The sequence below is a fragment of the Amycolatopsis camponoti genome (genome assembly GCF_902497555.1).
GTDB lineage: Bacteria > Actinomycetota > Actinomycetes > Mycobacteriales > Pseudonocardiaceae > Amycolatopsis > Amycolatopsis camponoti.
Genome location: NZ_CABVGP010000001.1, coordinates 131863 through 156070 on the forward strand (window position 1 = coordinate 131863; position 24208 = coordinate 156070).

Below are 24208 nucleotides of genomic sequence, written 5' to 3' on the forward strand. Positions count from 1 at the left end.
CCGGGGCGGCAACCAGCAGCAGAGTTACTGGTCAGTACCGGTATCGGGGCCTCGTGAGGGCGGTCACGGGAGTAGGTTCGCTCCCGTCCCAACCCACCTTTCCCACGCGGGGGTAAGCGCCATGCCGGTTCCCGGTCCCGGATATTCGATCACCGTCCGGGTGGAGGCCCCGGCCTCGTCCAGCGCGGCCGGTGACCTCACCACGGCCGTCGGGCGCGTCGGCGGCGTCCTGACCGCGTTCGATGTCGTCGAGTCCCACTCCGACTCGATCGTGGTCGACATCAGCGCCAACGCGCTGTCTGAGAACCACGCGAACGACATCACCCAGGCGCTCGACTCGCTGCCCGGCGTCAAGGTCCGCAAGGTCTCCGACCGGACGTTCCTGATCCACCTCGGCGGCAAGATCGAGGTCACCCCCAAGGTCGCGCTCCGCAACCGTGACGACCTCTCCCGCGCCTACACGCCGGGCGTCGCCCGCGTCTGCCAGGCGATCGCGGCGAACCCCGAGGACGCGCGCCGGCTGACCATCAAGCGCAACACCGTCGCGGTGCTCACCGACGGCTCCGCGGTGCTGGGCCTGGGCAACATCGGCCCGGCCGCCGCGCTGCCGGTGATGGAGGGCAAGGCGGCGCTGTTCAAGAAGTTCGCCGACGTCGACGCGTGGCCGGTCTGCCTGGACACCCAGGACACCGAAGAGATCATCCTGATCGCGAAGGCCTTGGCCCCGGTGTACGCCGGGATCAACCTCGAGGACATCGCCGCGCCGCGCTGCTTCGAGATCGAGAAGCGGCTGCGCGAGCAGCTGGACATCCCGGTGTTCCACGACGACCAGCACGGCACCGCGATCGTGGTCGTCGCCGCGCTGCGCAACGCCCTGCGCGTGGTCAAGAAGAACATCGAGGACTGCAAGATCGTGGTCAGCGGCGTCGGCGCGGCCGGCTCGGCGATCATCCGGCTGCTGCTGCACAAGAACCCGGGCGACATCGTGGCCGCGGACATCGACGGCATCGTCCACTCCGCGCGCGGCAACCTCGACGACAACCTCGCCTGGATCGCGTCGCACACCAATAAGGACCAGGTCAGCGGCACCCTGCACGAGGCACTCGTCGGCGCGGACGTCTTCATCGGCGTCTCGGCGCCCAACCTGTTCGGCGCCGAGCAGGTCGCCACGATGAAGGACGACGCCGTCGTCTTCGCGCTGGCGAACCCGGACCCGGAGGTCGACCCGCTCGAAGCGCAGCAGCACGCCGCCGTCGTCGCGACCGGCCGCAGCGACTTCCCGAACCAGATCAACAACGTGCTGGCGTTCCCGGGCGTCTTCCGCGGCCTGCTCGACGCGCACGCGAACAACATCGACGACACCATGTTGCTCGCCGCGGCCGACGCGATCGCCGACGTCGTCGACAACGGCAAGCTCAACGCGTCGTTCATCGTGCCGAGCGTGTTCGACAGCGCGGTGGCGCCGGCGGTCGCCGAGGCCGTGCGGAAGGCCGTGCGCGCCGAGCGCTGAGTCGTCCGTCCGGCGGACACCGGGAGCACGGGCGTCCCCCTACGCTGAGGTTTCGGCTCGCGTGGGGGGAGTTCGGAATGCGCAGGATCATGCTGGCCGCCTTGGTGGCGGCCGTCGCGGTGACCGTCGCGCCGGGAGTGGCTTCGGCGGCGCCGGACGCGGTGACTTGGGGAGCGTGCCCGGCGGACGTCACGGCGCCGGGGTTGCGGTGCGCGACGCTCGAAGTCCCACTGGACTACCGGAAGCCGGACGGGACGAAGATCCAGGTCGCTATCTCGCGCCTGGCGAGCACGAACCCGGCCCGGCGGCGGGGCGTGCTTCTGACGAACCCGGGCGGTCCCGGCGGGCCGGGCCTGGACCTGCCGGCGGTGCTGGCGCGGATCGGGTGGCCGAAGAGCGTGCTCGACACCTACGACGTCATCGGGTTCGACCCGCGCGGCGTCGGCCACAGCACCCCGGTGACGTGCGACCTGACGCCGGCGCAGCTGCGGAGCAACGTCCCGCCGTACGCGCTCGGCCCGGCGGACGTCACCGCGCAGGCCGAGTACGCGAAGGGTGTCGCGCGGCAGTGCGGCGCGTCGCGGACAGCGTCGATGCTGCCGTACATCACGACGGCGAACACGGCCCGCGACATGGACCGGATCCGCGCGGCGCTGGGCGAGCCGAAGCTGTCGTACTACGGGGTTTCCTACGGCACGTACCTCGGCGCGGTCTACACGACGCTGTTCCCGCAGCGGAGCGACCGGATCGTGCTGGACAGCAACCTGGCGCCGGGCGGCCTGGACGTCACGGGGTCGCGCTTGCTGGCCCAGGGTTTCGACGACCGCTTCCCGGACTTCGCGGCCTTCGCCGTCGCGCACCCGGAGTACGACCTCGGCCGGACGCCGGCGGAGGTGAAGGCGAAGTACTTCGACCTCGCCCGGCGGCTGGACGCCCAGCCGAACTCCCAGGGTGTCGACGGAAAGCTGTTCCGCCAGATCACCTTCGGGATGTTCTATTACGACGCGACCCTGCCGTACCTGGCTTCGGCGTGGCACGCGCTCGACACCGGCGCGCCGATTTCGCAGCCGCCGGGCGGAACGGTCCCGGACGTCGAGAACGTGCTGTCGAGCCAGCTGCACGTGGTGTGCGGCGACTCGGACTGGCCGGAATCGGTGTGGACGTACCAGAAGAACGTGGCGGTCGACCGGATCCGCCACCCGATGTTCGGCCCGGCGGCGGCGAACGTCTGGCCGTGCGCGTTCTGGCCGTCCGAGCCGGCGGAACCGCGGGTTCGCATCGGCGACCGCGGCCCGTCGGACGTCCTGATGCTGCAGAACCTCCGCGACCCGGCGACGCCGTTGACGGGAGCGCTCCGGCTGAGGCAGGCGTTCGGTGACCGGGCGCGCCTGGTGACCGCCGACCAGGGCGGCCACGGGACGTACCTGTTCGGAGCCAACACCTGTGCGAACGACGCGGCGACGACGTTCCTGGCCAGTGGCGTCCGTCCCTCGCGGGACCTGGCGTGCGCGGCCGAGCCGGCGAGCCGGACACCAGGGCCGAGAATCGACCCATGGACACTTCGGAGCTTCTTCGACGCGCCACCGTCCTGATCCCGGACAACGCCCGAAGCGACGCCGGGTTCGGGGCCGTCGACGTCCACGACTGCCTCCGCCAGGACGAATGGGAAGTCGCGCTCGACATCCTCGAGGACTTCGATGGCGTCCCGTGGCAGACCGTCGAATACTGGGACCTTCTCGCGGAGGCCGCCCGGCAGATGTACCTCGAGCGGAAGGCCGCCTGGTGCCGGTGGCGAGGATGGGAAACCCGCCACGGCGTCATCAGAGCCGACCTCCGGCTGGTCGCCCCCGAAGCCGGCGGCCGTCGCACCCCGATTCCCGGGGACGGGCGGCTGCGGCCGATGTGGGCACTCGGCCAGTCCGCTTCCGGCGGGCGCGGTGACCTGCATGTCGCGAAGATCTGGGTCGAGTTCGCGCCCGCCCTCGAGCCTGGCGGACGAGGCTCGGTCAGGCTCGCCCCGCTCACGCCGCCGAGCTGGCGCCACCTCGCCCCCGGGGACTCGATCACCATGCACGAACGATCGCCGGTCGCGGGAACCGCGACGATCACGGAGATGCGGCGTCCCACGGTCATCGCCACCGGCGATGACCGCGTCCTTCGTCGCGGTGGTGCCGACACCGTCCGCCGGCGTCGGAAGTAGCCTCGCCGTGTGAGTGAACTCAGCCACGTCGACGAGACCGGCGCCGCCCGGATGGTCGACGTCTCCGGCAAGACCGCCACCGCGCGCACCGCGCTCGCGGCCGGCACCGTGCGGACCACCGCCGAGGTGCTCCGGCTGCTGGCCACCGACGGCCTCCCCAAGGGCGACGCCCTCGCCACCGCCCGCATCGCCGGGATCATGGGCGCCAAGCGGGTGCCCGAGCTGATCCCGCTGTGCCACCAGATCGCGCTGTCCGGGGTCAAGGTCGAGTTCACCCTCGGCGACGCCGAGGTCGGGATCCGCGCGACGGCGAAGACCACCGACGTCACCGGCGTCGAGATGGAGGCGCTGACCGCCGTGGCCGTCGCCGGGCTCACGCTGCACGACATGATCAAGGCCGTCGACCCGGCCGCGACGCTGGACGACGTCCGCCTGCTCCGCAAGGACGGCGGCAAGACCGGGACCTGGGAGCGGCCGTGAAGCGCACCGCACGCGTCATCGTGGCGTCCAACCGCGCCGCGAAGGGCGTCTACGAGGACAAGACGGGCCCGGTGATCGTCGCCTGGCTGGCCGGGCGCGAGTACGACGTGCCGGCGCCGGTCGTCGTCGAGGACGGCGACCCGGTGGGCGTCGCGCTGCGGGCCGCGCTGGCCGACGGCGTCGCCGTGGTGCTCACCACCGGCGGCACCGGCATCTCGCCGACCGACCGCACCCCGGACGTCACGCGCGCGCTCCTGGACCACGAGCTGCCGGGCGTCGCGGACGCGATCCGCGCGGCCGGGCTGCCGAAGGTGCCGACGGCGGTGCTCTCGCGCGGGGTCGCGGGCGTGGCCGGGCGGACCCTGGTCGTGAACCTCCCGGGCTCCAGCGGCGGCGTGAAGGACGGCCTGGGCGTGCTCGACGGCATCCTCGACCACGCGGTCGACCAGCTGGCCGGCGGCGACCACCCGCGTCCCGCCACCCGGACCCCCGAAAAGCCTGTGGTGCGCGTCGCGCGGGCGCTGGTGACCGAGGACCTGCTGTCGGTCGAGGAGCACGCCCGCCTGGTCGAGGACGACGCGGCGGGCGCGGTGGTGACGTTCGCCGGGGTGGTCCGCGACCACGACGGCGGCAAGGGCGTCCGCGACCTGACGTACGAGGGGCACCCGAGTGCGGGCCAGGTGATCGCGGACGTGGTCGCGGAGCTGGCCGCGCGCTGGACCGGCGTCCGGGCGGTGGCGGTGAGCCACCGCATCGGTCACCTGGCGATCGGGGACGTGGCGCTGGCGTGCGCGGTGGCGGCGGAGCACCGCGGCCAGGCGTTCTCGGCGTGCTCGGACCTGGTGGACGAGGTGAAGGCGCGGCTGCCGATCTGGAAGCACCAGCACTTCGCCGACGGCACGGACGAGTGGGTCAACTCGCCGTAACCCGGAAGACGGCGACGCGGGGCGGGGCAAAGGCGGCTGAGAGGGTCCGCACGCTCTGCGGGCCGCCAAGAGGCCCAGGCGGGCTCGTGGGCGCGCTGAGAGCCGCTCAGGGCGCCTTGCGCGGGCAAGAGCGGCCCGAGGCCCACAGCGCAAACGCACGAGCCCTCCACCGCCCGGGGGATCGGCGGTGGAGGGCTCGTGATGTCACGGCACCAGGCCGGACCTACGCATCACTGCGCGATCGTCACTTGGTGGCGATCTTCTGCCCGACGAGGATCAGGTCCGCGTTCGGGATGTACTTCGCGTTCAGGTCCTGCAGCTTCTTGAAGCCGCCATCGACGTTGAACTGCTTGGCGATCTTGGACAGCGTGTCGCCCGCCACGACGGTGTAGTCACCGGCCGGGTTCGAGCTGGCCACACCGGTCGCCGCCGGAGCCGCCGCCTGCTTCGGGGCGGTGCTCTTCTTCGGCGCGGTCGACTTCTTGGCGGTGCTGGTGGTCGACTTGTGGGTGGCCTTGGGGGCCGACGAGCCGCCGCCCTTCTTGCCACAGACCGGCCACGCACCGATGCCCTGACCCTGCAGGACGCGCTCGGCGACGGCGATCTGCTGGTCGCGCGAAGCGTTGGCCGCGCTGCCGGTGCCGCCGTAGGCCTTCCACGTGCTCTGCGAGAACTGCAGGCCGCCGTAGTAGCCGTTGCCGGTGTTCGTGTTCCAGTTGCCGCTGCTCTCACACTGCGCGATGGCGTCCCAGTTGGTCGCCGACGCGGGGGTCGCGGCGATAGCGAGGGGCGCGCCGACCGCAATGCCCGCGATGGCGACGCGAGCGACGGTGCGGGTGGCAGCGGACATCTTGCGGTGCTTGCCTCGGTAAGACATCTGAATGTATCTCGCTCCCTGCGCCTACGAGACTGTGCTGAGGGTCAGGATCGGGGTCCTGGCGCCGGCCGTCTCAGACCGGCAGACGAGTCCGACGCACGGCGCGTCTTCTTCGTCCCCTCGTCCCTGTCCGGAAATGCTTTCGCTCGGGGTATGGGTCCGGGGATCCGTCGGACAGGGCTAGGCGCTACGGATTCCCGGTCGTGCTGGTTGGTCGGGGCCAACCGAAAAGCGACGGTACGTAACGAGAGCCGTGATCGGAAATTATTCGAGGCGTGACCTACGTCACAGTAACAGCACGCAACCCCCGTCGATGTGGGTATCTGCGCAGGTCAGCGGGCCGTTATCTGGCCGTTTCCTAGTCGAGATAAAACACGGATCGTGAGGCTTGCATCACGTGTTTTGCGCGGCGAATGGCCCATTCGCAACGCCCTCCGCGCGATTGAAGCGCGCATCTTATGGCCGCCCGCGAGAGAGCGCCAGACTTGACAACTGCGCCTCAGGAGCCCCTTGCGTCACATTGGTCCCACCCCTTCGGGGGGTTTGAACCCCCACCTGGAGCGACTCCGGCCGGTGCCGGTGCCGAAGGGGGGCAACGCACCGCGACGGAGCAGGCGAAACACGTCACCGGATGGCGTCGCGGCGGGACGGGATCAGCTTCTCGCGAACAGCCGGATCCGGTGACGCGCCACGCCGGGGAGCCGGAAACGGCTTCGCCGAGCGGTCGGCCGCGGCACTCGAACGGTCGGCGCACATATAGAGAGGACGAACTCACGTACACAGACGGACGGCACGCGTCCCCAGGAGGACGACACGCGTACCTGGCTGGACGACACGCGTGATTGAGCGGTCGACTCGCGTGTCTGGGAGGTCGACACGCGTGATCAGGGGGTTGACACGGGCAAACCGGGGCACCAGCGCCGTGTCGACCCTTCAATCACGCGTGTTGACCCTTCAATCACGCGTGTCGACCGTCGGCGCACGGCGGGTCAGCCGCCGGCGAAGGGCGGGAGGACGTCCAGCTCCGCGGCGTCCCGCAGGGGGCGGGTGAGATCGCGCACCGCGATGCCGTCGAGCAGGTAGCTGGCGGCGTCCAGGACTCGCGGGAGGCCGTCCGGGTGGAGCCGGCGCAGCTCGGCCACGGCGTCGCCGACCGACGCGCCGGCCGGCAGCTGCACCTTCTCCTCTTCTTCGCCCGCCGCGGCCCGCGCCGAGGCGAAGTACCGCACCACGATGGTCAAAGTCGACATCTCAGCCGCCGATCGCGCTCATCGGCCGGATCGGCTGCGCGAACCCGGCTTCGTTGATCTCGTGTCCCGCGAGCTTGCCCCACATCGTCGCGCGCCAGGCATCGGCAATCTCTTCATCGCGCGCGCCCGCGCGCGCGAGGGAGCGAAGATCCGTCTCGTCGTTGCTGAAGAGGCAGGAGCGCACCGCGCCGTCCGCGGTGAGCCGCGTCCGCTCGCACGCCGCGCAGAACGGCCGGGTCACCGACGCGATCACGCCCACGTCACCGGGCCCGCCGTCGACCAGCCAGCGCTCGGCCGGCGCGCCGCCCCGGGCGACCGGGAACGGCGTGAGCGTGAACTCCGCCTCCAGCATCTCGAGGATCCCGGCCGCGGTGATCATCTCGCCGCGGTTCCAGCCGTGCTGGGCGTCCAGCGGCATCTGCTCGATGAACCGCAGGTGGTAGCCCTCGGCGAGGCAGAACTTCAGCAGCGGCACGGCTTCGTTCTCGTTGAGCCCGCGGATCAGCACGGCGTTGACCTTCACCGGCGTCATCCCCGCGTCCCGCGCGGCCGCGAGGCCCGCGACCACGTGGGAGAGCCGGTCGCGGCGGGTGATCTTCACGAACGTCTCGGGGTCGACGGTGTCGAGCGAGACGTTGATCCGGTTCAGCCCGGCCGCCGCGAGGCCGGCCGCGCGCTTCGCGAGCCCGATCCCGTTGGTGGTCATGGACAGCCGGGGGCGCGGCGTCAAGGCCGTGACCCGCGCGATGATGTCCTCGAGCCCGGGCCGCAGCAGCGGTTCGCCGCCGGTGAGCCGGATGTCGGTGACGCCGAGCTGCTCGACGGCGATCCGCATGAGCCGGACCAGTTCGTCGTCGGTCAGCACCTGCTCGCCCGGCATCCAGTCGAGGCCCTCCGCGGGCATGCAGTAGGTGCAGCGCAGGTTGCACCGATCCGTCAGGGAAACCCGGAGATCGGTGGCCACCCGGCCGAAGGTGTCGATGAGTTGCGGGTTCTCGGGCCTGGGCACGCGAGATGACCCTCGTGTACCGGGGACGCGAGGAAACCCGAGATCCACTGCTGTCATTACGCACAGAGTAGCTCCGGAACGCACGATCCCGTCGTGCCAAGTAGGATCCTTTGCCGAGTGAGTGGTTCAGTTGCCGAACTAACGAGGGCCTGTGACGGAAAAGACTTACCCGGTCACCGAAGAGGAGCTCTTCCGCTTCGCGGAATTGGGTCGCGCGGGCAGCACGTTCACCGTCCTGCGGCACGCGCGGATCGCCGAGCGGATGGGTCTGTCCGGCACCGACCACAAGACGTTCGACCTGGTCATCCAATCGGGCGGACCGTTGACCGCGGGCCGGATCGCCGAGCTGACGGGCCTGTCCACCGGCGCCGTGACCGGCGTCATAGACCGGCTGGAGAAGGTCGGCCTGGTCCGCCGGGTCCGCGATCCCGAGGACCGGCGCAAGGTCCTCGTCGAGGTCGTGCCGGGGGCCGCCGACCGCTTCGCGCCCCTCTTCCAGTCGGCCTTCGACACCCTCCGCGAGACGCTCGCGCAGTTCTCCCCGGCCGAGCGGAAAGCGATCGAGCGTTATCAGAATGTCATCCTCGAACAGCTGCGCGCCGAAGTCATGCACAATTCCCGCCCTGCGTAGCTTTTCCTCAACTGCGGAGATAATGTCTGCGGCATGCCGCAATTTCGGTTGTCCGAGGCCGCGCGTCTGCTCGGCGTCAGTGACGACACCGTCCGGAGGTGGGTGCGCGCGGGGCAGCTGACCGCGACCGACGACGCCGCCGGGCGCAAGGTCGTCGACGGCGCCCAGCTGGCGGGCTTCGCCCGCGCCCAGGCCTCCGGCCCCGAAGACCCCTCCACCGTCGGCCGCTCCGCCCGCAACCGGTTCGTCGGGCTGGTCACCGAGGTCATCGCCGACAAGGTGATGGCCCAGGTGGAACTGCAGTGCGGGGCGCACCGGGTGGTGTCCCTGATGAGTACCGAAGCCGTCCGCGAGCTGGGCCTACGGCCCGGGGTGCTCGCGGTCGCCGTGGTCAAAGCGACCACCGTCGTGGTGGAAACACCGGAAGGAAGTCGATGAACAAGCCCGCTTTTCGGGGGTTCGGGTGGCGAAGCCCCCGGCCCGGGGCGAAGCCCCGGATGTCACAGCTCGCTCTCGCCGTCGCGGCCGTCGCCCTGTTCGCGGGCGCCTGCAGCAGCTCGGACCAGCCCAGCACGCAGACCGGCGGCGCGTCGGCCAGCGCTCCCGCGCCGAAGGGCAGCGGCGACGCCGGCTCCGGCACGCTCACCGTGTTCGCCGCCGCGTCCCTCACCGAGTCGTTCACCGAACTCGGCAAGCAGTTCGAGGCCAAGCACCCCGGCGTCACCGTGAAGTTCAGCTTTGCGGGCTCGTCCGGCCTGGTCCAGCAGCTGACCAACGGCGCGAAGGCCGACGTCTTCGCCTCGGCCGACCAGGCCAACATGGACAAAGCCGTCCAGGGTGGCGTGATCGACGGCCAGCCGACGGTCTTCGCCACCAACAAGCTCGCCATCGCGGTCGCGCCCGGCAACCCCAAGGGCATCAAGTCCTTCGCGGACCTGAACAAGGCCGGCCTGACCGTGATCACCTGCGCCCCGCAGGTGCCGTGCGGCTCGGCCACCAAGAAGGTGGAGACCGCGACCGGCGTCACGCTCAAGCCGAAGAGCGAGGAGCAGGACGTCAAGCAGGTCCTGAACAAGGTCGCCTCGGGTGACGCCGACGCGGGCCTGGTCTACGTCACCGACGCCACCTCGGCCGCGGGCAAGGTCGACAAGGTCGACTTCCCCGAGGCGAGCGGCGCGATCAACACCTACCCGATCGCCGTGGTCAAGGGCGGTCAGGGCGCGCTGGCCAAGGAGTTCGACGACTTCGTCCTCGGCGCCGACGGCAAAGCCGAGCTGAGCAAGGTCGGGTTCGGCCCTGCGCAGTAAGCGTCCCTCGAGCGGCCGGCCGGGATCCGTCCCGGCCGGCCGTTCGCGCGTCCCGTGGGTCCTGGGCATCCCGGCCACCCTCGCGCTGGCGCTGGTCGTGCTGCCGGTCGTCGGGCTGCTGGTCCGCTCGGACCTGACGCGGCTGCCGTCGCTGATCGCCACGCCGTCGTCTTGGCACGCGCTGCGGCTGTCGCTCATCACGGCCGCTTTGTCTACTTCGGCCTGCGTGGTGCTCGGCGTCCCGCTGGCCGTCGTCCTCGCCCGGGCCCGGTTCCGCGGGGTCCGGCTGCTGCGCTCGATCGTGCTGCTGCCGCTGGTGCTGCCGCCGGTCGTCGGCGGCCTCGCGCTGCTCTACCTGCTCGGCCGCAAGGGCTTCCTCGGCGCCTTGATCACCACGCTGACCGGGGAGTCCGTCCCGTTCACCACGACCGCGGTGGTCATCGCGCAGACGTTCGTCGCGATGCCGTTCCTCGTGGTCAGCCTCGAAGGCGCGCTGCGCGGGTCCGGTGACCGCTACGAGCAGGTCGCCGCGACGCTCGGCGCGCGCCCGTGGACCGTCTTCCGGCGCGTGACGCTGCCGCTGCTGCTGCCCGCGCTCGGCTCCGGCGTCGTCCTCAGCTTCGCTCGCGCGCTCGGCGAGTTCGGCGCGACGATCACCTTCGCCGGCAGCCTCGAAGACGTCACGCGCACGCTGCCGCTCGAGGTCTACACGCAGGCCGAAGTGGACATCGACAGCGCCGTCGCACTCTCCTTGCTGCTCATCGTCGTGGCCGTCGTCGTCATCGCGGTCGCCCGCCCGCGGTCGTGGGAAGGTGGCCTGCGGTGAGCCTGGCCGCCCGGATCGAAGCCGTCCGCGGCTCGTTCTCGCTGGACGTCGGCTTCGACGTCCCCGCCGGCTCGGTGCTGGCGCTGCTCGGCCCGAACGGTTCCGGCAAGTCGACGGTGCTGGGCTGCCTCTCCGGGCTGATCACGCCGACGTCGGCGGAGATCACCGTGGCCGGGCGCGCCCTCGCCGGCGTGGCACCGCACCGCCGGGGGATCGGCCTGCTCTCCCAGGACGCCCTGCTCTTCCCGCACCTGTCCGCGGCCGACAACGTCGCGTTCTCGCCGCGTTCGACCGGCGCCGGTCGCCGTGCCGCGCGGGAGCGCGCCTTCTACTGGCTGGCCGAAGTGGACGCCGTCGCGCTCGCCGACCGCCGGCCCGGCCAGCTGTCCGGCGGCCAGGCCCAGCGCGTCGCGATCGCCAGGGCGCTCGCCGCCGAGCCGGACCTGCTGCTGCTCGACGAGCCGTTCGCCGCCCTCGACGTCGACGCCGCACCGGCGATCCGCGGCTTGCTGCGGCGCGTCCTCAAGACCGGGCCGACGACCGTGCTCGTCACGCACGACCCACTGGACGCGCTGGCGCTCGCCGACCACGTCGCGGTGATGAACGGCGGCCGGATCGTCGAACGCGGGCCGACCCGCGAAGTGCTTTCGGCACCGCGGACGGCGTTCACCGCGCGGATCGCCGGCCTCAACCTGGTCGCGGGCACGGCGGTCGACGACGGCCTGCGGACGACGACCGGCGCGATCGTGAGCGGGATCCCGGCGGCCGACGTGGTGCCGGGGGAGCCGGCGGTGGCGGTGTTCCCACCGAACGCCGTCGCGGTCTACCCGCACGACGGTGACCACCGCGGCAGCCCGCGCAACACGGCCGACGCCGTCGTCGCGGCCCTGGAGCCGCACGGGCCGGTGATCCGCGTCCGCACCGAGGGGGACGGCTGGGCGCACGGCCTGACCGCCGACCTCACCCCGGCCGCCGTGGCCGAGCTCGCGCTGGAGCCCGGCTCCGCGGTGACGCTGTCGGTGAAGGCCGCGACCGTGGTGGTGCACCCGGCCGCGGCCTCCTAGCCGACGGGGCTCAGCCGTCGTGGTGGTGGCCGCCGCCCGGGTGGACGTGGAACTTCGCCACCTCGGGCGGGTGGACGACGAACGGCCGCATCATGCCTTCGTCCTCGTGGTCGAGGATGTGGCAGTGGTACATGAACTCGCCGGTGCCGCCGCCGAACCGCCCGGCCACGCTCACCCACTGGCCCGGGTTCACGATGATCGTGTCCTTCCAGCCCTCTTCGTACTTCTCCAGCGGGACGTCGGTGAAGCCGCCGATCGGCGCCGTCGTCCGCTGGGTCGCCTGGTCGAACGTCGTGGTGAACTTCCGCCGGAACAGGGCCTGGAACTCCGTCAGGTGGATGTGGACCGGGTGCGCCGGGCCGCCGTTGGCGACGTGCACGAGGTTCCACACCGCCCACCGGTCGTGGTCGATGAAGATGCCGGTCGTGTCGTCGAAGAGCCGTCCGATCATCCGGAACGTCTTCAGCCCGCCGGCCGGGTCCTGGACCTGGATGATCCCCGCGCCGCCCGGGTCCGCGTCGACCTGCTCGAGGTCCCACATCTCCGGGTGGCCCTCCGCGTTGAGCAGCAGCGCGACCCAGACGTGGTCGTGGTCCTCCGGCAGCGTCGAGCCGTGCACCAGCCGCGTGTAGGACGTCGAGACCTTCTCCGGCAGCGTGAAGGAGTCGTGCTTCGCGCGGCCGTCGACCCGGAACTCCATGAGGTCCGGCTCGATCCCGCCCAGCCGCGGGTCGGCGTTGCGCAGCCTGAGCTTCTGCCCCTTGAAGCGGCTGAAGTCGATCAGCACGTCGAAGCGCTCGGCAGGGGCGACGGTCAGGCCGTTGGCGGGCAGCTGCGCGGGAGCGGGCAGCAGGCCGCCGTCGGTGCCGATCAGGCGGACGGCGTCGTTCACCGGGTTGTCGTTCTCGTCGACGAGGTTGAGCGTGAAGAACCGCGAGTTGGCCGCGTTGAGCAGCCGGAAGCGGTACCACTTCGCGTCGACGTCCAGGTGCGGCCAGATCACGCCGTTGACCAGGCTGAACGGTCCGGAGAACGGGATCATCGGGCCGTTCGGGACGTACGGGAACTTGAACAGCAGCTGCCCGGTGAGCGCGCCGGTCGCCGGGTCGGTGTCGAGGTTGCGGTCGGTGATGATCAGCGGGATCTCGCGGTCGCCGTGGGGTAGCTCGAGCGCGTCTTCCTCGTCGTCGCGGATCAGGTACATCCCGGCCAGGCCGGTGTGGACGTTGAAACGCGTGATCGCCATGGCGTGGTCGTGGTACCAGAGGGGCATCGCCTGCTGGCGGTTCTGGTACTCGGCCGGCTGGGACGTGCCCTTGAGGCCCGCGTTGTGCGCCCAGCCGTCGTTGCCCGCGTTCGTGCGCGCGCCGTGGAGGTGCACGACGGTCCACGCCGGCAGGTCGGCGACGCCCTCGACGATCGAGTAGCCGGGCCGGTCCAGCTCGCGGCCCGGGCGGCTGGTCGGCGCGTCCGTCACCGGGCCCTGAACGGCGACCAACGGAAACTCGCCGTCGATTTCGTTCGACCACGAAATCCGCAGCTGCTTACCGCTGCGCACTTCGATCGTCGGACCCGGGAAATGACCCGCATAGGTCCACAAGGTACTTTCGGGCAATTGCGAGTGCAGCCGCTGCTTCTTGGTCACCATCGGAATGGTGATCATCTCCCGGCTGCGGGGCCGGAGCACCGGTGGAACCGGTAGCGCGTCGAGGAACTTGGTGAGTCCCCAGTTCGGCCCGGTGACGGCTTCGGCCTTGGCCGGACGCTCGATGATTTCGGTCATGCGGTTTCCCCCTCCATGTTCGGGGGGCAGGACGAATTGCGCCCCGGCGATTACGCCAGTGACGTCGAAAAGAATTCCCCCGAACCCCCTCGGTGGCCGAGCACGCGACTCCCCTCGCGATACCGACAATTCCCACTGTAGCCGTTTTCGTCGTGGGCCGCAGGTGCCTCGCGCGCGTGATAGGTTCCGCGCATGAACGAACGCCGGTGGACGTATCTCTCCGACATGGACGGCGTCCTGGTCAAGGAGGAGCACCTCGTCCCCGGGGCCGACGAGTTCCTCGCCGAGCTGAAGGCGAACGGCATCGACTTCCTGGTGCTGACGAACAACTCGATCTACACCCCGCGTGACCTGCGGGCCCGGCTGGAACGCACCGGGCTCGACATCCCGGAGGAGTCGATCTGGACGTCGGCGCTCGCGACCGCGAAGTTCCTCTCGTCGCAGCGTCCGAACGGCTCGGCGTACGTCATCGGCGAAGCGGGCCTCACGACGGCGCTGCACGAGGTCGGTTACGTGCTCACCGAGCGCGACCCGGACTACGTCGTGCTGGGCGAGACCCGCACGTACAGCTTCAGCGCGATCACGCGCGCGATCCGGCTGATCGAGGGCGGCGCGAAGTTCATCGCGACCAACCCGGACGCGACCGGCCCGAGCGTCGAGGGCTCGATGCCCGCCACCGGGTCCGTCGCGGCGCTGATCGAGAAGGCCACCGGGCGCTCGCCGTACTACGTCGGCAAGCCGAACCCGCTGATGATGCGCTCGGCGTTGCGCCGGTTGGGCGCGCACTCGGAGTCGACGTTGATGATCGGCGACCGGATGGACACCGACGTGCACTCGGGCATCGAGGCCGGGCTGCAGACCATCCTGGTGCTCACCGGCATCTCCACCCGGGAGTCGGCCGAACGCTATCCGTACCGGCCCACGCTGGTCCTCGACTCGATCGCCGACCTGATCGGGCGAACCGGCGACCCGTTCGGCCAAGGCTGACGGTGGGCCGGGTGGCCGGAGGGCTTATCGTCACCGGATGAGCAAGTCCACCTACGTTGTGGGCGACGTGCACGGCCACCGTGACGAACTGGCCGAGGCACTACGCGCCGAAGGCCTGGTCGACGACGAAGACAACTGGTCGGGGGAAGAGGACCAGCTGTGGTTCCTCGGCGACTTCGTCGACCGGGGCCCGGACGGCGTCGGCGCGATCGACCTGGTCATGCGGCTGGAGGAGCAGGCCGCCGAGGCCGGCGGCCAGGTCCAGACGCTGCTGGGCAACCACGAGATCCTGGCACTGGGGATGTACCACTTCGGCGACGAACCGGTGCCGTCCGACTTCGGGCCGCGCAGCTTCGCCCGCAGCTGGGAGATCAACGGCGGCCTCCTGTCGGACCAGGACCGGCTGACGCCCGAGCACATCGAGTGGCTGGCGGCCCGCCCGCTGGCGGCGGTGGCGGCCGATCACCTGCTGTTGCACTCCGACACGCTGGAGTACCTGGACTGGGGGTCCACGGTCGAGGAGATCAACGCGGCGGCGACGGAGATCCTGACGGGCTCCGACATCGAGGCGTGGTGGGACGTGTGGCGCCGCATGACGACGCGCTACGCGTTCCGCGGCCCGGACGGCGAGGAGAACGCCCAGAAGCTGATGGACGCGCTGGGCGGGTCCCGGATCGTGCACGGGCACAGCGTCATCGCGGACCAGCTCGGGATCCACCCCACGCAGATCGAGGGGCCGTTCCTGTACGCGGGCGGGAAGGCCCTCGGCGTCGACGGCGGCCTGTTCGTCGGCGGGCCGTGCCTGGTGGTGGAGCTGCCGTACGAGCCGGAGTCCTAGGGGATCTCGACGATCTCCTTGCCGAGCGGCATCAGGGACACCGGGATCATCTTGAAGTTCGCCACGCCCAGCGGGATGCCGATGATCGTGATGCACAGCGCGATGCCCGTGAACACGTGCCCGATGGCCAGCCAGAGCCCGGCGAAGATGAACCAGATGACGTTGCCGAGGAAGGACGCGGCGCCCGCGTCGCGGCGGTCCACCACCGTGCGGCCGAACGGCCACAGCGCGTAGTTCGCGATCCGGAACGACGCGAGCCCGAACGGGATCGTGACGATCAGGACGCAGCAGATCACGCCCGCGAGCAGGTAGCCCAGTGCCATCCAGAAGCCGCACAGGACGAGCCAGATGATGTTCAGCAGCGTGCGCATCAGACGTGCAGCTCCCCACTCACGATGGTGACGGCTTGGCCGGCGAGGTGGACGCGGTCGCCGTCCTGACGGGTCCGGACGACCCCGCCGCGCGCCGAAATCTGGTGTCCGGTGAGTTCTTTCTTCTGGAGCCTTTCGGACCAATACGGCGACAGGATGCAGTGCGCCGAGCCGGTGACCGGATCTTCGTCGATGCCGACGCCCGGGGCGAAGAAGCGGCTGACGTAGTCGTCGCCCTTCGCGGTGACCAGCAGGCGGCCGGTCCAGGTCGTCTTGAGTTTCGCCAGGTCGGGTTCGAGTTTCTTGACCGTCTCGGCGTCGGGGAGGACGGCGAAGAGGTTCTCGACGCCGCGGCCGACGTACTCGATCTCGACGCCGGGGAGGATCTCGGACAGATCGTCGTCGGTGGGCGTTGGCGGGTCCGACGGGAAGTCCAGCTCGACCCAGTCGCCGTCGGCCCTGGCGCGCAGCTCACCGCTCTTCGTGGTGTAGGTCTGCTCGCCGCCGAGAACGTGCGTGACGGCGACGGTGGCGTGCCCGCACAGCGCGACCTCGACCGCCGGGGTGAACCACCGGAGCGACTTCGGGCCATCGGAGTTCGTGACGACGAAGGCGGTCTCGGCGTGCTTCATCTCGGTGGCGACGGCTTGCATCCAGGTGGGGTCGGCGGGCTCGTCCAAGAGGACGACGCCCGCGGAGTTCCCGGCGAAGGCCTGGTCGGTGAAGGCGTCGACGACGAAGAAGCGCATGTCCCCAATGTAGCCCGCGACCTGGGTGTGTTGATCATTTATCCGGGAGATCCAGGGGATGTCCCTTACTACTCCCCGATGGTGGGCTTGACGATCTTTTCGCCGTCCGGGCCGCGTTCGGGCTTGAGGTCGAAGGCGTCCTCGTCGATCGCGTACTTGTTCTTGTGCTCTTTGTCGTCGTCCTTCTTCTTGCCGGCCGCTCCGGCGGCACCCGCTGTGTTTCCGCCCTTGCCTTTCGCGGCCGCGGCGGCGGTCGCCCCGCGTTCGAGCCGCTCACCCGGCGCTTTTCCGCCGGTCTTGCCCGCTTTGCCTTCGCCGGGGGCTTCCTTCGGGTCACCGGTGTACCCACCACCGGACACCCGAGACCCGGCGAACCCACTCCCGGCGCGTCCGGCGCCGGACTTGCCGCGGGTGATGTCGCCGCTGCCGGTGCCTCCTCCGCCGCCGGCCGTTCCGGGCATGGCGAGGCCGTCCGGGGTCATCCTGGGGAAGGCGCTCGGGGCGGGACCGCCGCGGAAGCCGGTGTTGCCGCCGCCGAAGTTCCCGGTCCCGCTGGTGACCCCGGGCTGCACGAAGTTCGGCGGCGTGGTGCCCGGTGGTGTCACGCCGGGCGGAGTGATGCCGCCACTGGTTCCCCCGGGGACGAAGCTCCCGCTCGTGCCGCCGGGGCCGGTGCCGCCGATGGTGGGGGTGCCGGTGAAGGAGGTGCTGCTGGTGCCGTGGAAGCCGGAGACGGAGGTGGCGTCGTTCCCCCCACCAAGCTGCGGCGGCGGCGCGTAGGTGGGTTGGGAGCTGGCGGTCTCGTGGTAGGTGCCGTCGAGGTTCTGCAGAACTTGAACGGCCTGCTGGTGCGCGGCGTCGGCTTGTTGTTGCTTGGCCTGGATGCCGGCCATGGTGCCGCTCATGCCGATGAGATCGCCGGAGTTGTACTGCTGCTTGGCCTTGTCGAGCTCGGCTTGCTGGTCGAAGCCGGTGGGCTCGGGCATGTTGGTCTTGGCGTAGTGGGCGGCCGCGGATTGCTGGGAGTAGTGGTTCGAGGCGAGTTGCATCGCGTTGCCGGTTTGTTCGGTGTGCCCGGCTGTGCTTTGGAAGAAGCCGTTGGCCTGGTCTGCTGCTGGGCCTTGCCATGAGCCGCCTGCTGCGGTGGCTGCGTCGCGGAACTGGTTGGAGGCGTCGGCGAGCCAGTTGCCATAGACGTTCGCTACGCGGCTGCGGTCGTTGAGGTCCTCGAGGTTCATGTTTTTGTGGACCATGTCGTACAGAACTTCGTGTGGCTGGTTCGCGTAGTTCTCACCAGGAGCCGGCGCGTCGCCCCGCAGGGCTTGCCCTTCCTGCAAGAGCTTTCCCTGCGCAACTGAATAGTCCGACGCGGCTTTCTGGGTGATCCCCTGTGCGTCGGCGCCTTGGCCTTGAAGCTTCTGCTCGGTGGCCGCGTAGTAGTCACCCTCGGACTGGCGGTGCTGCGCCCGGTGCGGCTGACTCATGGCTGGACTCCGTATCAGTTGTTCTTCGGCAGCAGGGGCTCGACTTTCGGAGCGAGTTCATCGATCTGTCCGCAGGCGCCGGCGGTGTCCGATCCGAAGGTGAGCGACAGCAGGGCTCGCGAGTCCCGCACCTGGAACCGGACGGAACATTGACCCTTGACGTTCAAGGGTTCCTGCTCCTCGATCGCCGGGCGCCCGTTGACCTTCCCGTCGCTGGCCTTGGCCGGATTGTTGACGTTGTCCCGGTAGTTCCCGCCTGCCTGCAGGAACAGGCCGACATCCACGGCTGGCGTGTCACCGGACCTGGGTTTGTTGGCGTGGCAGCCGTGGTTCGGGTCCGCGACCGTTTTCTCGGCCTGGGGGAAACCTTGTCCGGCAAGGGCTTGGTCGAGAATCGTGCATGAGCTCAGGCCCTCGAAGGGATCGCTCGGATCAGCCGTTGTGCTGCTCGGCGTGGAAGCCCGAGAACTTGGGTTCGCCTGTCCACCGACCTCGCTCGTACAGGCGGTGAGGCCGAGACCCAGAGCCAGGGCGGCGAACGCGACTGGAACGCGTCGTGCGATCACTACTCCTGCAGCCCCTTGGTCATCTTGGCGAAGGTCATGCTGTGGGCATCCTCGGTCTCGCGGTAGTTCTTGCGAGCGATCACCATGGCCTCGCGAGCTTGCTCGACACCGTCTCGCATCTTCTCGAGGTTGGGGATCAGTGACTGCGGGTCGCCGTTGGCGACCTGCGCGTTGAAGCCGGCGACAGCCTGCGCGTACGCGCTACCACCCATCTGGGCAGGGTTCGCCAGCTTGAAGACGTTCGTGATCATCTCGCCGATGCCATCGATGAAGAAATCGCAGGCCTTGATGTACGCCTGAAAACCTTCTTCATTCACCGCGAACTGACCGTTCTCGGCCAGAGACTTCAGATGGCTGCCGCCCGTGCTGACCTTCTGCGCGGCCGCCGAGTCCACCGGACCGGCCAGCAGCCCAGAGAGGAAGTTCGACCCCGCGTCCCCTTCACCGGCCGGCGGCGTGAACGACCCCGGCGCGCCGAACTGTGATCCGCCCATGACGCCCTCCCAGCCGTCAACACCACCCTGCGTGGTCCTCTCGCACTGTACTAGTGACGAACCGGCCGCGTCAGTGGTTCCGGCCACCCTCCGCGAGCCACGTCCGCAGGTGAGAACCATCCGATGGGGTGAACGTCACCCGGGTCTCGCCGCCGGGCAAAGCCTCGCTGAACATCAGGAACCGCCCGCCCGCGTTGTCGACGAACGTCACCGTTCCCGCCGGCTTCAACGCCCCCGAAACGCGGACCGACAGCTCGAACGTCCCGTACCGGTGCAGGGGCCAGGACGAGAACTCCGTCGCCGCGTCCGCGTCGCGGCGGTTGCCCGGCTCGATGAACGTCAGCTCGGCCAGCGGCACCGGGCGGTACACCGGGAGCATGCCGACCACCAGGTCGGCCAGCCGGTCGGGGCGGGTCTGGGCGAACAGGATCTCTTCGCCCACCAGCTCCGAAAACACCCCGAGGCCGTGGCCGACCGCCGCGCGGTAGAAGACCTGGCGGCCCTCCTCCACCGCGCGGACGATCACCAGCACGTCCGGCTGGGTCCACGCCCGAAGCGTCTGCTCCACCTCGATGTCCAGCTTGTCCGGACCGGCCAGGCCTCGCGCCCGCATGGCGTCCCACGAAGCCGCCGCGATGCGCTCGTTCTCCGCGAGCGTGCGGCCGGGGCTGCGGATCTCGAACGGGTGCCAGTTCGCCGGAAGACCGGTACGCCGGACCGCCGTGTCGACCTCAGCCAGGCCCAGTGAAAATTCCTCCGGCACGTCCCCGAGCGTAGCGGAACGGCCACCCCGCGCTCAGATGTCGAGCTGCCGCACGCCGGTCTCGCGCAACGCCACCCGACCGGCCGTCGCCCGTTTGCGCAAGCGGACGATTTCGTGCGGCTGCAACCCGATCGCGACGCCGAACGCCTCCACGTCCGGGAACCCGCCCTGGCGCTGCCGCAGCTCCAGCGCCTTGGCCACCTGCTCCGGCGAAAGCAGCTGAGCCAGCTCCGGCCCCGAAGCCGCGTTGACGTCCACCAGCGGCGCAGGAGCAGGTGGTGGAGGCGCCAGCGCGACCGCGTCGGCCGGGACATAAGCCTCGATCACGTCGTTCTGCCGGAGGTCGCGGAACGCCAGCCCGACGGTGAACGTCCGCACCCCGCCGTTCGTCCGCACGGCCACCCCGCCCCGGGCCAGCGACAGGATCCGCAGGTCCGCGGCGACGACCGTGCTCCGCTCGTTGAACGTCGTTCCCGCCGGCCGCAGCACCCGCGCCCGCGTGCCCACCGTGAACACCGACCCGCGCCCCTCCGGGACTTCGACCGCCGCGACCACCGAACCGTTGCCCAGGTCGTTCAGGCCGTGCACGACCGCGACGCCTTCGCGCCGCTCGAAGTGGTCGTGCGACGGCTCGTCGAACGCGGTCAGCGTGTCGCCCGCCAGGGGCGGCACGTCGCACTGGAAGCCGAGCAGCACCGTGCCCGGCCGGCCCGCCGGCAGTTCGTCCACCGGTCCGGGGCCGAACAGCCCGAGCACCCGCATCGGCTGGCCGCCGCGCGAGAACGCCGTCAACGCGCCGAAGCGCAGGACACCGTCCCGGACGAGCACCTGCACGCGGAACCCGGTCAGCTCGTCGTAAGCCGGCGCGACGACCTGCGCCACACCGTCCTGACGGCTCATGTCGGGTCCGACGGTGTCATCCGTGTACAGCTCCAGCGCGTCGCCATTCCCGAGGTCGCGCCGCCCCACCGCGACGAAGACGTCCTTGAGGAACCCGGCGTCGGTCACCGGCTCGACGTCGCTGGAGAAGAACTTCTTCCGCACCATGATCCCGAGGCGCAGGTTGTCCGCCAGGATCCGGTCGGCGCGCTTCAACCGCGCGCGGGCGCCGCGCACCGCGCGTCCGAGGCTCACCTGGCCGCCGGGCAGCTCCCCGAGGCCGGGGAGGGCGACCGAGTCGTTGAGCGCCTTGCCGAACTCGATGAGCCCGACCCTGACCTCGGTCACGACGTGGCGGCCAGGGTGACGCTGATCGACTGGTCGGCGTTGACGCGCTCGGACTCGACGCGCATGCCGTTCGACGCCGCGCGCTCCTTGAGCCGCGCGAGCACCGCCTGCTGCACCTGGGCGGCGTAGGCCTCGTCGACCGACAGGACCAGCCGCTGGGCTTCGGCCTCGGCGAGGCCAGGCCCGTCGACGTGCGCCAGCTGGACGCCCTCGGGGCCGTAGACGAACGTGATCCGCCGTCCTTCCCACGCGGCGACGACGGAATTGCCGTCGTCGGTGACCTGCGCCCGCAGCCCGGTGAGCGCGCGGGCCAGCAGGTCGCGGTGGCGCATCCGGGTCCGCACGGTGACGACGCCGGGCTGCGCCTGCGTGTGCGCGGCGATCGTGGCGGCGTTGAGCTGAGCCAGCGCTTCGCTGCGCAGCTTGAGCGTGACACTCATCGGCGGTCCCCTTCGAGCAGCGCTTCGAGCACTTCGGTGGTGGCGAACCCGTTCAGCTCGATCGCGCCGTCCGGGGCGATCGTGAGTTCGAGGCGGTTCGGGGTGGTGAAGATCGACTCGTCGTAGCGGCCGGTCAGGAAGTGGAACCGCTGGTTCACCGAGCCCACCCACGGCCGCGAGGTCTCGGGCCGGTCGGCCAGGAAAGGGCCGTCCACCAGCAGATCCGTCGAGTCCAGGAGCTTCGACGGCGGCAGCTCCTCGAGGACGTGCCCGGTGAACGTCATCACCGAAAGTCCTTCGGCCCGCACCGCGGCCGCGAACTCCCCCAACGGTTCCGGCTGGTCGAACGGCTCGCCGCCGAGCAGCGTGACGCCTTCGATGCCGTCGATCGCCAGCACCCGGGACGCCAGGTCCGGCCACGCCGGCCGAAAACCGCCGCGGGTCGTCCACGTCTGCGGGTTGAAGCAGCCGGGGCAGCGCACCGAGCAGCCTTGCGTCCACACCGCGCACCGCAGTCCCGGGCCTTCGGCCGCGGTGACGTCGACGATCCGGTGGAGGTTCAGGAGTTCCATTGCGACTGCTGCCGCGAAGCCGTGTTCGCAGTGTCTTCGGTGGAAGCGGACGTCCGCCGATAGTCCTCGGTGAACTCCGACGTCACGGTCTCCGCGCCGAGCAGGTCCTCCAGCAGCGGGATGTAGTCGAGGCACTTCGACCCGGTCACGCCGTGCGTCTCGGCGCTGATCGAGCCGTCCTTGCCGATGGTGACGGTCACGCGGTGCGTCATACGTCGATCGTCCTCCCCCTCGGGGACTCCGGCCGCGGCGGTGCGACGGGAGCCTCGACGTCGCCGGAAGTGTCCGTCGCCGCGACGGCCCGGGTCTCCGCCCAGTTCCGGATGGCCAGGATTTCGTCGGCCTGGGTGACCGACAGCGGCACGGTCGACTTGACCGCCCGCACGAGGTCTTCGCGGCGCAGCGGCCGCTTCTCGGCGAAGGCGTCGACCAGGCCGGCCAGCACGGCCTGCTCGATCTCGGCGCCGCTGTAGCCCGCGCTGACGTCGGCGAGCTCGGTGAACAGCGCGTCGTTTAGCCGGAGCTCGCTGGCCACGAAGTCGTCCGTGACGCGACGGCGCAGGTGGATCCGCCAGATCGCGACGCGCTCGGGCGCCGAAGGCAGGTCGACGAAGAAGATCTCGTCGAAGCGGCCCTTGCGCAGGAACTCCGGCGGCAGCGAGCCGACCTGGTTCGCGGTCGCCATCACGAACACCGGCGCCGACTTCTCCTGCATCCACGACAGGAACGTGCCGAAGACGCGCCGCGCGGTGCCGCCGTCGCCACCGCCGCCCGCGCCGGCGAGGCCCTTCTCGATCTCGTCGACCCACAGCACGCACGGCGCGATGCCCTCCGCGGTGCGGATGACCGTGCGGATGTTCTTCTCGCTCGAGCCGACCAGGCCGGCGAAGACGCGGCCCAGGTCCAGGCGCAGCAGCGGCAGCCGCCACATGTTCGCGACGCACACCGCGGACAGGCTCTTGCCGCAGCCGGGGACGCCGGTGAGCAGCAGGCCCTTCGGCGCAGCGAGGTTGTACGCCGACGCGGCGGGCGTCCAGGTGCCGGTGCGCTTGGTGAGCCACCGCTTGAGCCGGTCGAGGCCGCCGACGGCGTCGAAGCTGGTTTCCGCGGGGACGATGTCGAGCATCCCGGACCGGCGGACGGCTTGGCGTTTCTCGGCGAGGATCAGCTCGAGGTCGCTGGGGTCGAGGCCGCCGCCTTCGACGAGCGCCCTGGCGAACGCGTTTTCGGCTTCGGGCAGCGTGAGGCCGCGCGCGGCGGCGACGATCATGTCCCGGTCGTCGCGGTCGATGCTGATCCGCACGTTCTGCCGGTGCGCGGCGACCATGCCGTCGAGCAGCTCGCCGATCTGGCGCTGGTCGGGCAGCGGGAAGTCGACGACGGTGGCGTCGTGCTCCAGCTCGGGCGGCACGGGCAGCGAGGGCGAAACGAGGATCAGGCTGAGCGGAACCGGCCGCGTCTTGAAAGCGGCGGCGAGCTCCCGCAGCCGGCGCACGACTTCGGGATCGGGGCGGTGGCCGCCCTCGGAGACGAGCTGGGGGTGCAGGTCGGCGAAGACGAAGACGGCGGGTTCGCCCCAGCCGTAGACGCGCTCGAGCGCGGCGGACGCGGCCCGCGTCTCGGAGATCGGCGGCCCGCCGGCGGGGGCGAGCCCGGTGGTGGACGACCAGACGTAGACGCGCCGAGGCGTGCGAAGCCGGGTCTGGTCTTCGGCGACGGCGCGGATCTCCCGCAGCACGCGCTGCTCTTCGTGCGTCTCGACGACCAGCAGCGGGTACCGAGCCTGCAGCAACTGGGTCAGCTCATCGCGAAACCCCTGGCCGGCCATCGATCGCCCCCTCGAATCCCGCCCGG

27 protein-coding genes are annotated in these 24208 nt (G+C 70.4%); 12 read left to right on the top strand and 15 right to left on the bottom strand.

Annotation, left to right across the window (positions count from 1 at the left end):
• Positions 1-121 precede the first annotated feature (121 nt).
• The 5 genes from AA23TX_RS00610 to AA23TX_RS00630 all read left to right on the top strand — a co-directional run bounded on the left by AA23TX_RS00610 (position 122) and on the right by AA23TX_RS00630 (position 5116).
• Positions 122-1510, top strand: a complete 1389-nt coding sequence (locus tag AA23TX_RS00610) for an NAD-dependent malic enzyme (RefSeq protein WP_155540657.1) — start codon at positions 122-124, stop codon at positions 1508-1510.
• A gap of 77 nt (positions 1511-1587) precedes the next feature.
• Positions 1588-3102: an alpha/beta hydrolase gene (locus AA23TX_RS00615; RefSeq protein ID WP_155540658.1), complete on the top strand. Its 1515-nt coding sequence runs from the start codon at positions 1588-1590 to the stop codon at positions 3100-3102.
• Positions 3063-3710 carry a hypothetical protein gene (locus AA23TX_RS00620; RefSeq protein WP_230862288.1) on the top strand — a complete coding sequence of 216 codons (648 nt, stop codon included), beginning with the start codon at positions 3063-3065 and terminating at the stop codon, positions 3708-3710. The genes AA23TX_RS00615 and AA23TX_RS00620 overlap by 40 nt, the downstream gene beginning before the upstream one ends.
• A 9-nt stretch (positions 3711-3719) precedes the next feature.
• Positions 3720-4190, top strand: coding sequence for a cyclic pyranopterin monophosphate synthase MoaC (gene moaC / locus AA23TX_RS00625; protein WP_155540659.1), 471 nt, complete (start codon positions 3720-3722; stop codon positions 4188-4190).
• A complete protein-coding gene (locus AA23TX_RS00630; protein ID WP_155540660.1) occupies positions 4187-5116 on the top strand; it encodes a molybdenum cofactor biosynthesis protein MoaE in 930 nt (309 codons plus the stop codon). Before moaC ends, AA23TX_RS00630 begins: the two co-directional genes overlap by 4 nt.
• 244 nt (positions 5117-5360) lie before the next feature.
• Here AA23TX_RS00630 and AA23TX_RS00635 read toward each other — a convergent pair whose 3' ends face one another.
• From AA23TX_RS00635 to moaA, 3 genes are all read right to left on the bottom strand, one after another.
• Positions 5361-5993 (bottom strand): transglycosylase family protein, encoded by a 633-nt coding sequence (locus AA23TX_RS00635; RefSeq protein ID WP_155540661.1) that lies wholly within the window; start codon positions 5991-5993, stop codon positions 5361-5363.
• Between the two features lie 989 nt (positions 5994-6982).
• The gene (locus tag AA23TX_RS00640) at positions 6983-7243 is read right to left on the bottom strand and encodes a MoaD/ThiS family protein (protein WP_196425131.1); all 261 of its coding nucleotides are present in this window, start codon (positions 7241-7243) and stop codon (positions 6983-6985) included.
• A 1-nt stretch (position 7244) separates the two neighbouring features.
• Positions 7245-8252: a GTP 3',8-cyclase MoaA gene (gene moaA / locus AA23TX_RS00645; RefSeq protein WP_155540663.1), complete on the bottom strand. Its 1008-nt coding sequence runs from the start codon at positions 8250-8252 to the stop codon at positions 7245-7247.
• A gap of 151 nt (positions 8253-8403) precedes the next feature.
• Here moaA and AA23TX_RS00650 point away from each other — a divergent pair, with 151 nt between their 5' ends.
• The 5 genes from AA23TX_RS00650 to AA23TX_RS00670 all read left to right on the top strand — a co-directional run bounded on the left by AA23TX_RS00650 (position 8404) and on the right by AA23TX_RS00670 (position 12080).
• Entirely contained in the window at positions 8404-8883 is a 480-nt protein-coding gene (locus AA23TX_RS00650; RefSeq protein WP_155540664.1) for a MarR family winged helix-turn-helix transcriptional regulator, read from the top strand.
• 33 nt (positions 8884-8916) lie between these two features.
• Positions 8917-9321: a TOBE domain-containing protein gene (locus AA23TX_RS00655; protein WP_086675206.1), complete on the top strand. Its 405-nt coding sequence runs from the start codon at positions 8917-8919 to the stop codon at positions 9319-9321.
• Positions 9322-9380: 59 nt separating this feature from the next.
• A complete protein-coding gene (modA, locus tag AA23TX_RS00660; protein ID WP_155540665.1) occupies positions 9381-10190 on the top strand; it encodes a molybdate ABC transporter substrate-binding protein in 810 nt (269 codons plus the stop codon).
• A gap of 61 nt (positions 10191-10251) precedes the next feature.
• Positions 10252-11016, top strand: a complete 765-nt coding sequence (locus tag AA23TX_RS00665; protein WP_155540666.1) for an ABC transporter permease — start codon at positions 10252-10254, stop codon at positions 11014-11016.
• Entirely contained in the window at positions 11013-12080 is a 1068-nt protein-coding gene (locus tag AA23TX_RS00670) for a sulfate/molybdate ABC transporter ATP-binding protein (RefSeq protein ID WP_155540667.1), read from the top strand. Before AA23TX_RS00665 ends, AA23TX_RS00670 begins: the two co-directional genes overlap by 4 nt.
• Before the next feature lie 10 nt (positions 12081-12090).
• On the opposite strand, the gene AA23TX_RS00675 is transcribed toward AA23TX_RS00670, so the two are convergent.
• A complete protein-coding gene (locus tag AA23TX_RS00675) occupies positions 12091-13863 on the bottom strand; it encodes a multicopper oxidase domain-containing protein (protein WP_155540668.1) in 1773 nt (590 codons plus the stop codon).
• A 192-nt stretch (positions 13864-14055) separates the two neighbouring features.
• Here AA23TX_RS00675 and AA23TX_RS00680 point away from each other — a divergent pair, with 192 nt between their 5' ends.
• Positions 14056-14850, top strand: coding sequence for an HAD-IIA family hydrolase (locus tag AA23TX_RS00680; protein WP_155540669.1), 795 nt, complete (start codon positions 14056-14058; stop codon positions 14848-14850).
• 37 nt (positions 14851-14887) lie between these two features.
• Positions 14888-15688, top strand: coding sequence for a metallophosphoesterase (locus AA23TX_RS00685; protein WP_155540670.1), 801 nt, complete (start codon positions 14888-14890; stop codon positions 15686-15688).
• On the opposite strand, the gene AA23TX_RS00690 is transcribed toward AA23TX_RS00685, so the two are convergent.
• From AA23TX_RS00690 to AA23TX_RS00740, 11 genes are all read right to left on the bottom strand, one after another.
• Complete coding sequence (locus AA23TX_RS00690) at positions 15685-16059, bottom strand: YccF domain-containing protein (RefSeq protein ID WP_155540671.1); 375 nt, start codon at positions 16057-16059, stop codon at positions 15685-15687. The two genes, AA23TX_RS00685 and AA23TX_RS00690, sit on opposite strands and share 4 nt — an antisense overlap.
• Positions 16059-16808 carry a PhzF family phenazine biosynthesis protein gene (locus AA23TX_RS00695; RefSeq protein WP_155540672.1) on the bottom strand — a complete coding sequence of 250 codons (750 nt, stop codon included), beginning with the start codon at positions 16806-16808 and terminating at the stop codon, positions 16059-16061. Before AA23TX_RS00695 ends, AA23TX_RS00690 begins: the two co-directional genes overlap by 1 nt.
• Before the next feature lie 68 nt (positions 16809-16876).
• The gene (locus tag AA23TX_RS00700; RefSeq protein ID WP_155540673.1) at positions 16877-18292 is read right to left on the bottom strand and encodes a hypothetical protein; all 1416 of its coding nucleotides are present in this window, start codon (positions 18290-18292) and stop codon (positions 16877-16879) included.
• A gap of 14 nt (positions 18293-18306) precedes the next feature.
• Positions 18307-18858 carry a DUF3558 family protein gene (locus AA23TX_RS00705; RefSeq protein WP_155540674.1) on the bottom strand — a complete coding sequence of 184 codons (552 nt, stop codon included), beginning with the start codon at positions 18856-18858 and terminating at the stop codon, positions 18307-18309.
• Complete coding sequence (locus AA23TX_RS00710; protein ID WP_155540675.1) at positions 18858-19352, bottom strand: hypothetical protein; 495 nt, start codon at positions 19350-19352, stop codon at positions 18858-18860. The genes AA23TX_RS00705 and AA23TX_RS00710 overlap by 1 nt, the downstream gene beginning before the upstream one ends.
• A gap of 70 nt (positions 19353-19422) precedes the next feature.
• Positions 19423-20115, bottom strand: a complete 693-nt coding sequence (locus AA23TX_RS00715; RefSeq protein ID WP_230862289.1) for an ESX secretion-associated protein EspG — start codon at positions 20113-20115, stop codon at positions 19423-19425.
• A gap of 33 nt (positions 20116-20148) precedes the next feature.
• Positions 20149-21342, bottom strand: a complete 1194-nt coding sequence (locus tag AA23TX_RS00720; protein ID WP_155540676.1) for a hypothetical protein — start codon at positions 21340-21342, stop codon at positions 20149-20151.
• Complete coding sequence (locus AA23TX_RS00725; RefSeq protein WP_155540677.1) at positions 21339-21782, bottom strand: hypothetical protein; 444 nt, start codon at positions 21780-21782, stop codon at positions 21339-21341. The genes AA23TX_RS00720 and AA23TX_RS00725 overlap by 4 nt, the downstream gene beginning before the upstream one ends.
• Positions 21779-22354 carry a 4Fe-4S single cluster domain-containing protein gene (locus AA23TX_RS00730; protein ID WP_155540678.1) on the bottom strand — a complete coding sequence of 192 codons (576 nt, stop codon included), beginning with the start codon at positions 22352-22354 and terminating at the stop codon, positions 21779-21781. The genes AA23TX_RS00725 and AA23TX_RS00730 overlap by 4 nt, the downstream gene beginning before the upstream one ends.
• Positions 22342-22566: a DUF2997 domain-containing protein gene (locus AA23TX_RS00735; RefSeq protein ID WP_155540679.1), complete on the bottom strand. Its 225-nt coding sequence runs from the start codon at positions 22564-22566 to the stop codon at positions 22342-22344. Before AA23TX_RS00735 ends, AA23TX_RS00730 begins: the two co-directional genes overlap by 13 nt.
• Positions 22563-24182: a Ycf46 family AAA ATPase gene (locus AA23TX_RS00740; RefSeq protein ID WP_155540680.1), complete on the bottom strand. Its 1620-nt coding sequence runs from the start codon at positions 24180-24182 to the stop codon at positions 22563-22565. The genes AA23TX_RS00735 and AA23TX_RS00740 overlap by 4 nt, the downstream gene beginning before the upstream one ends.
• Between the last annotated feature and the right edge of the window lie 26 nt (positions 24183-24208).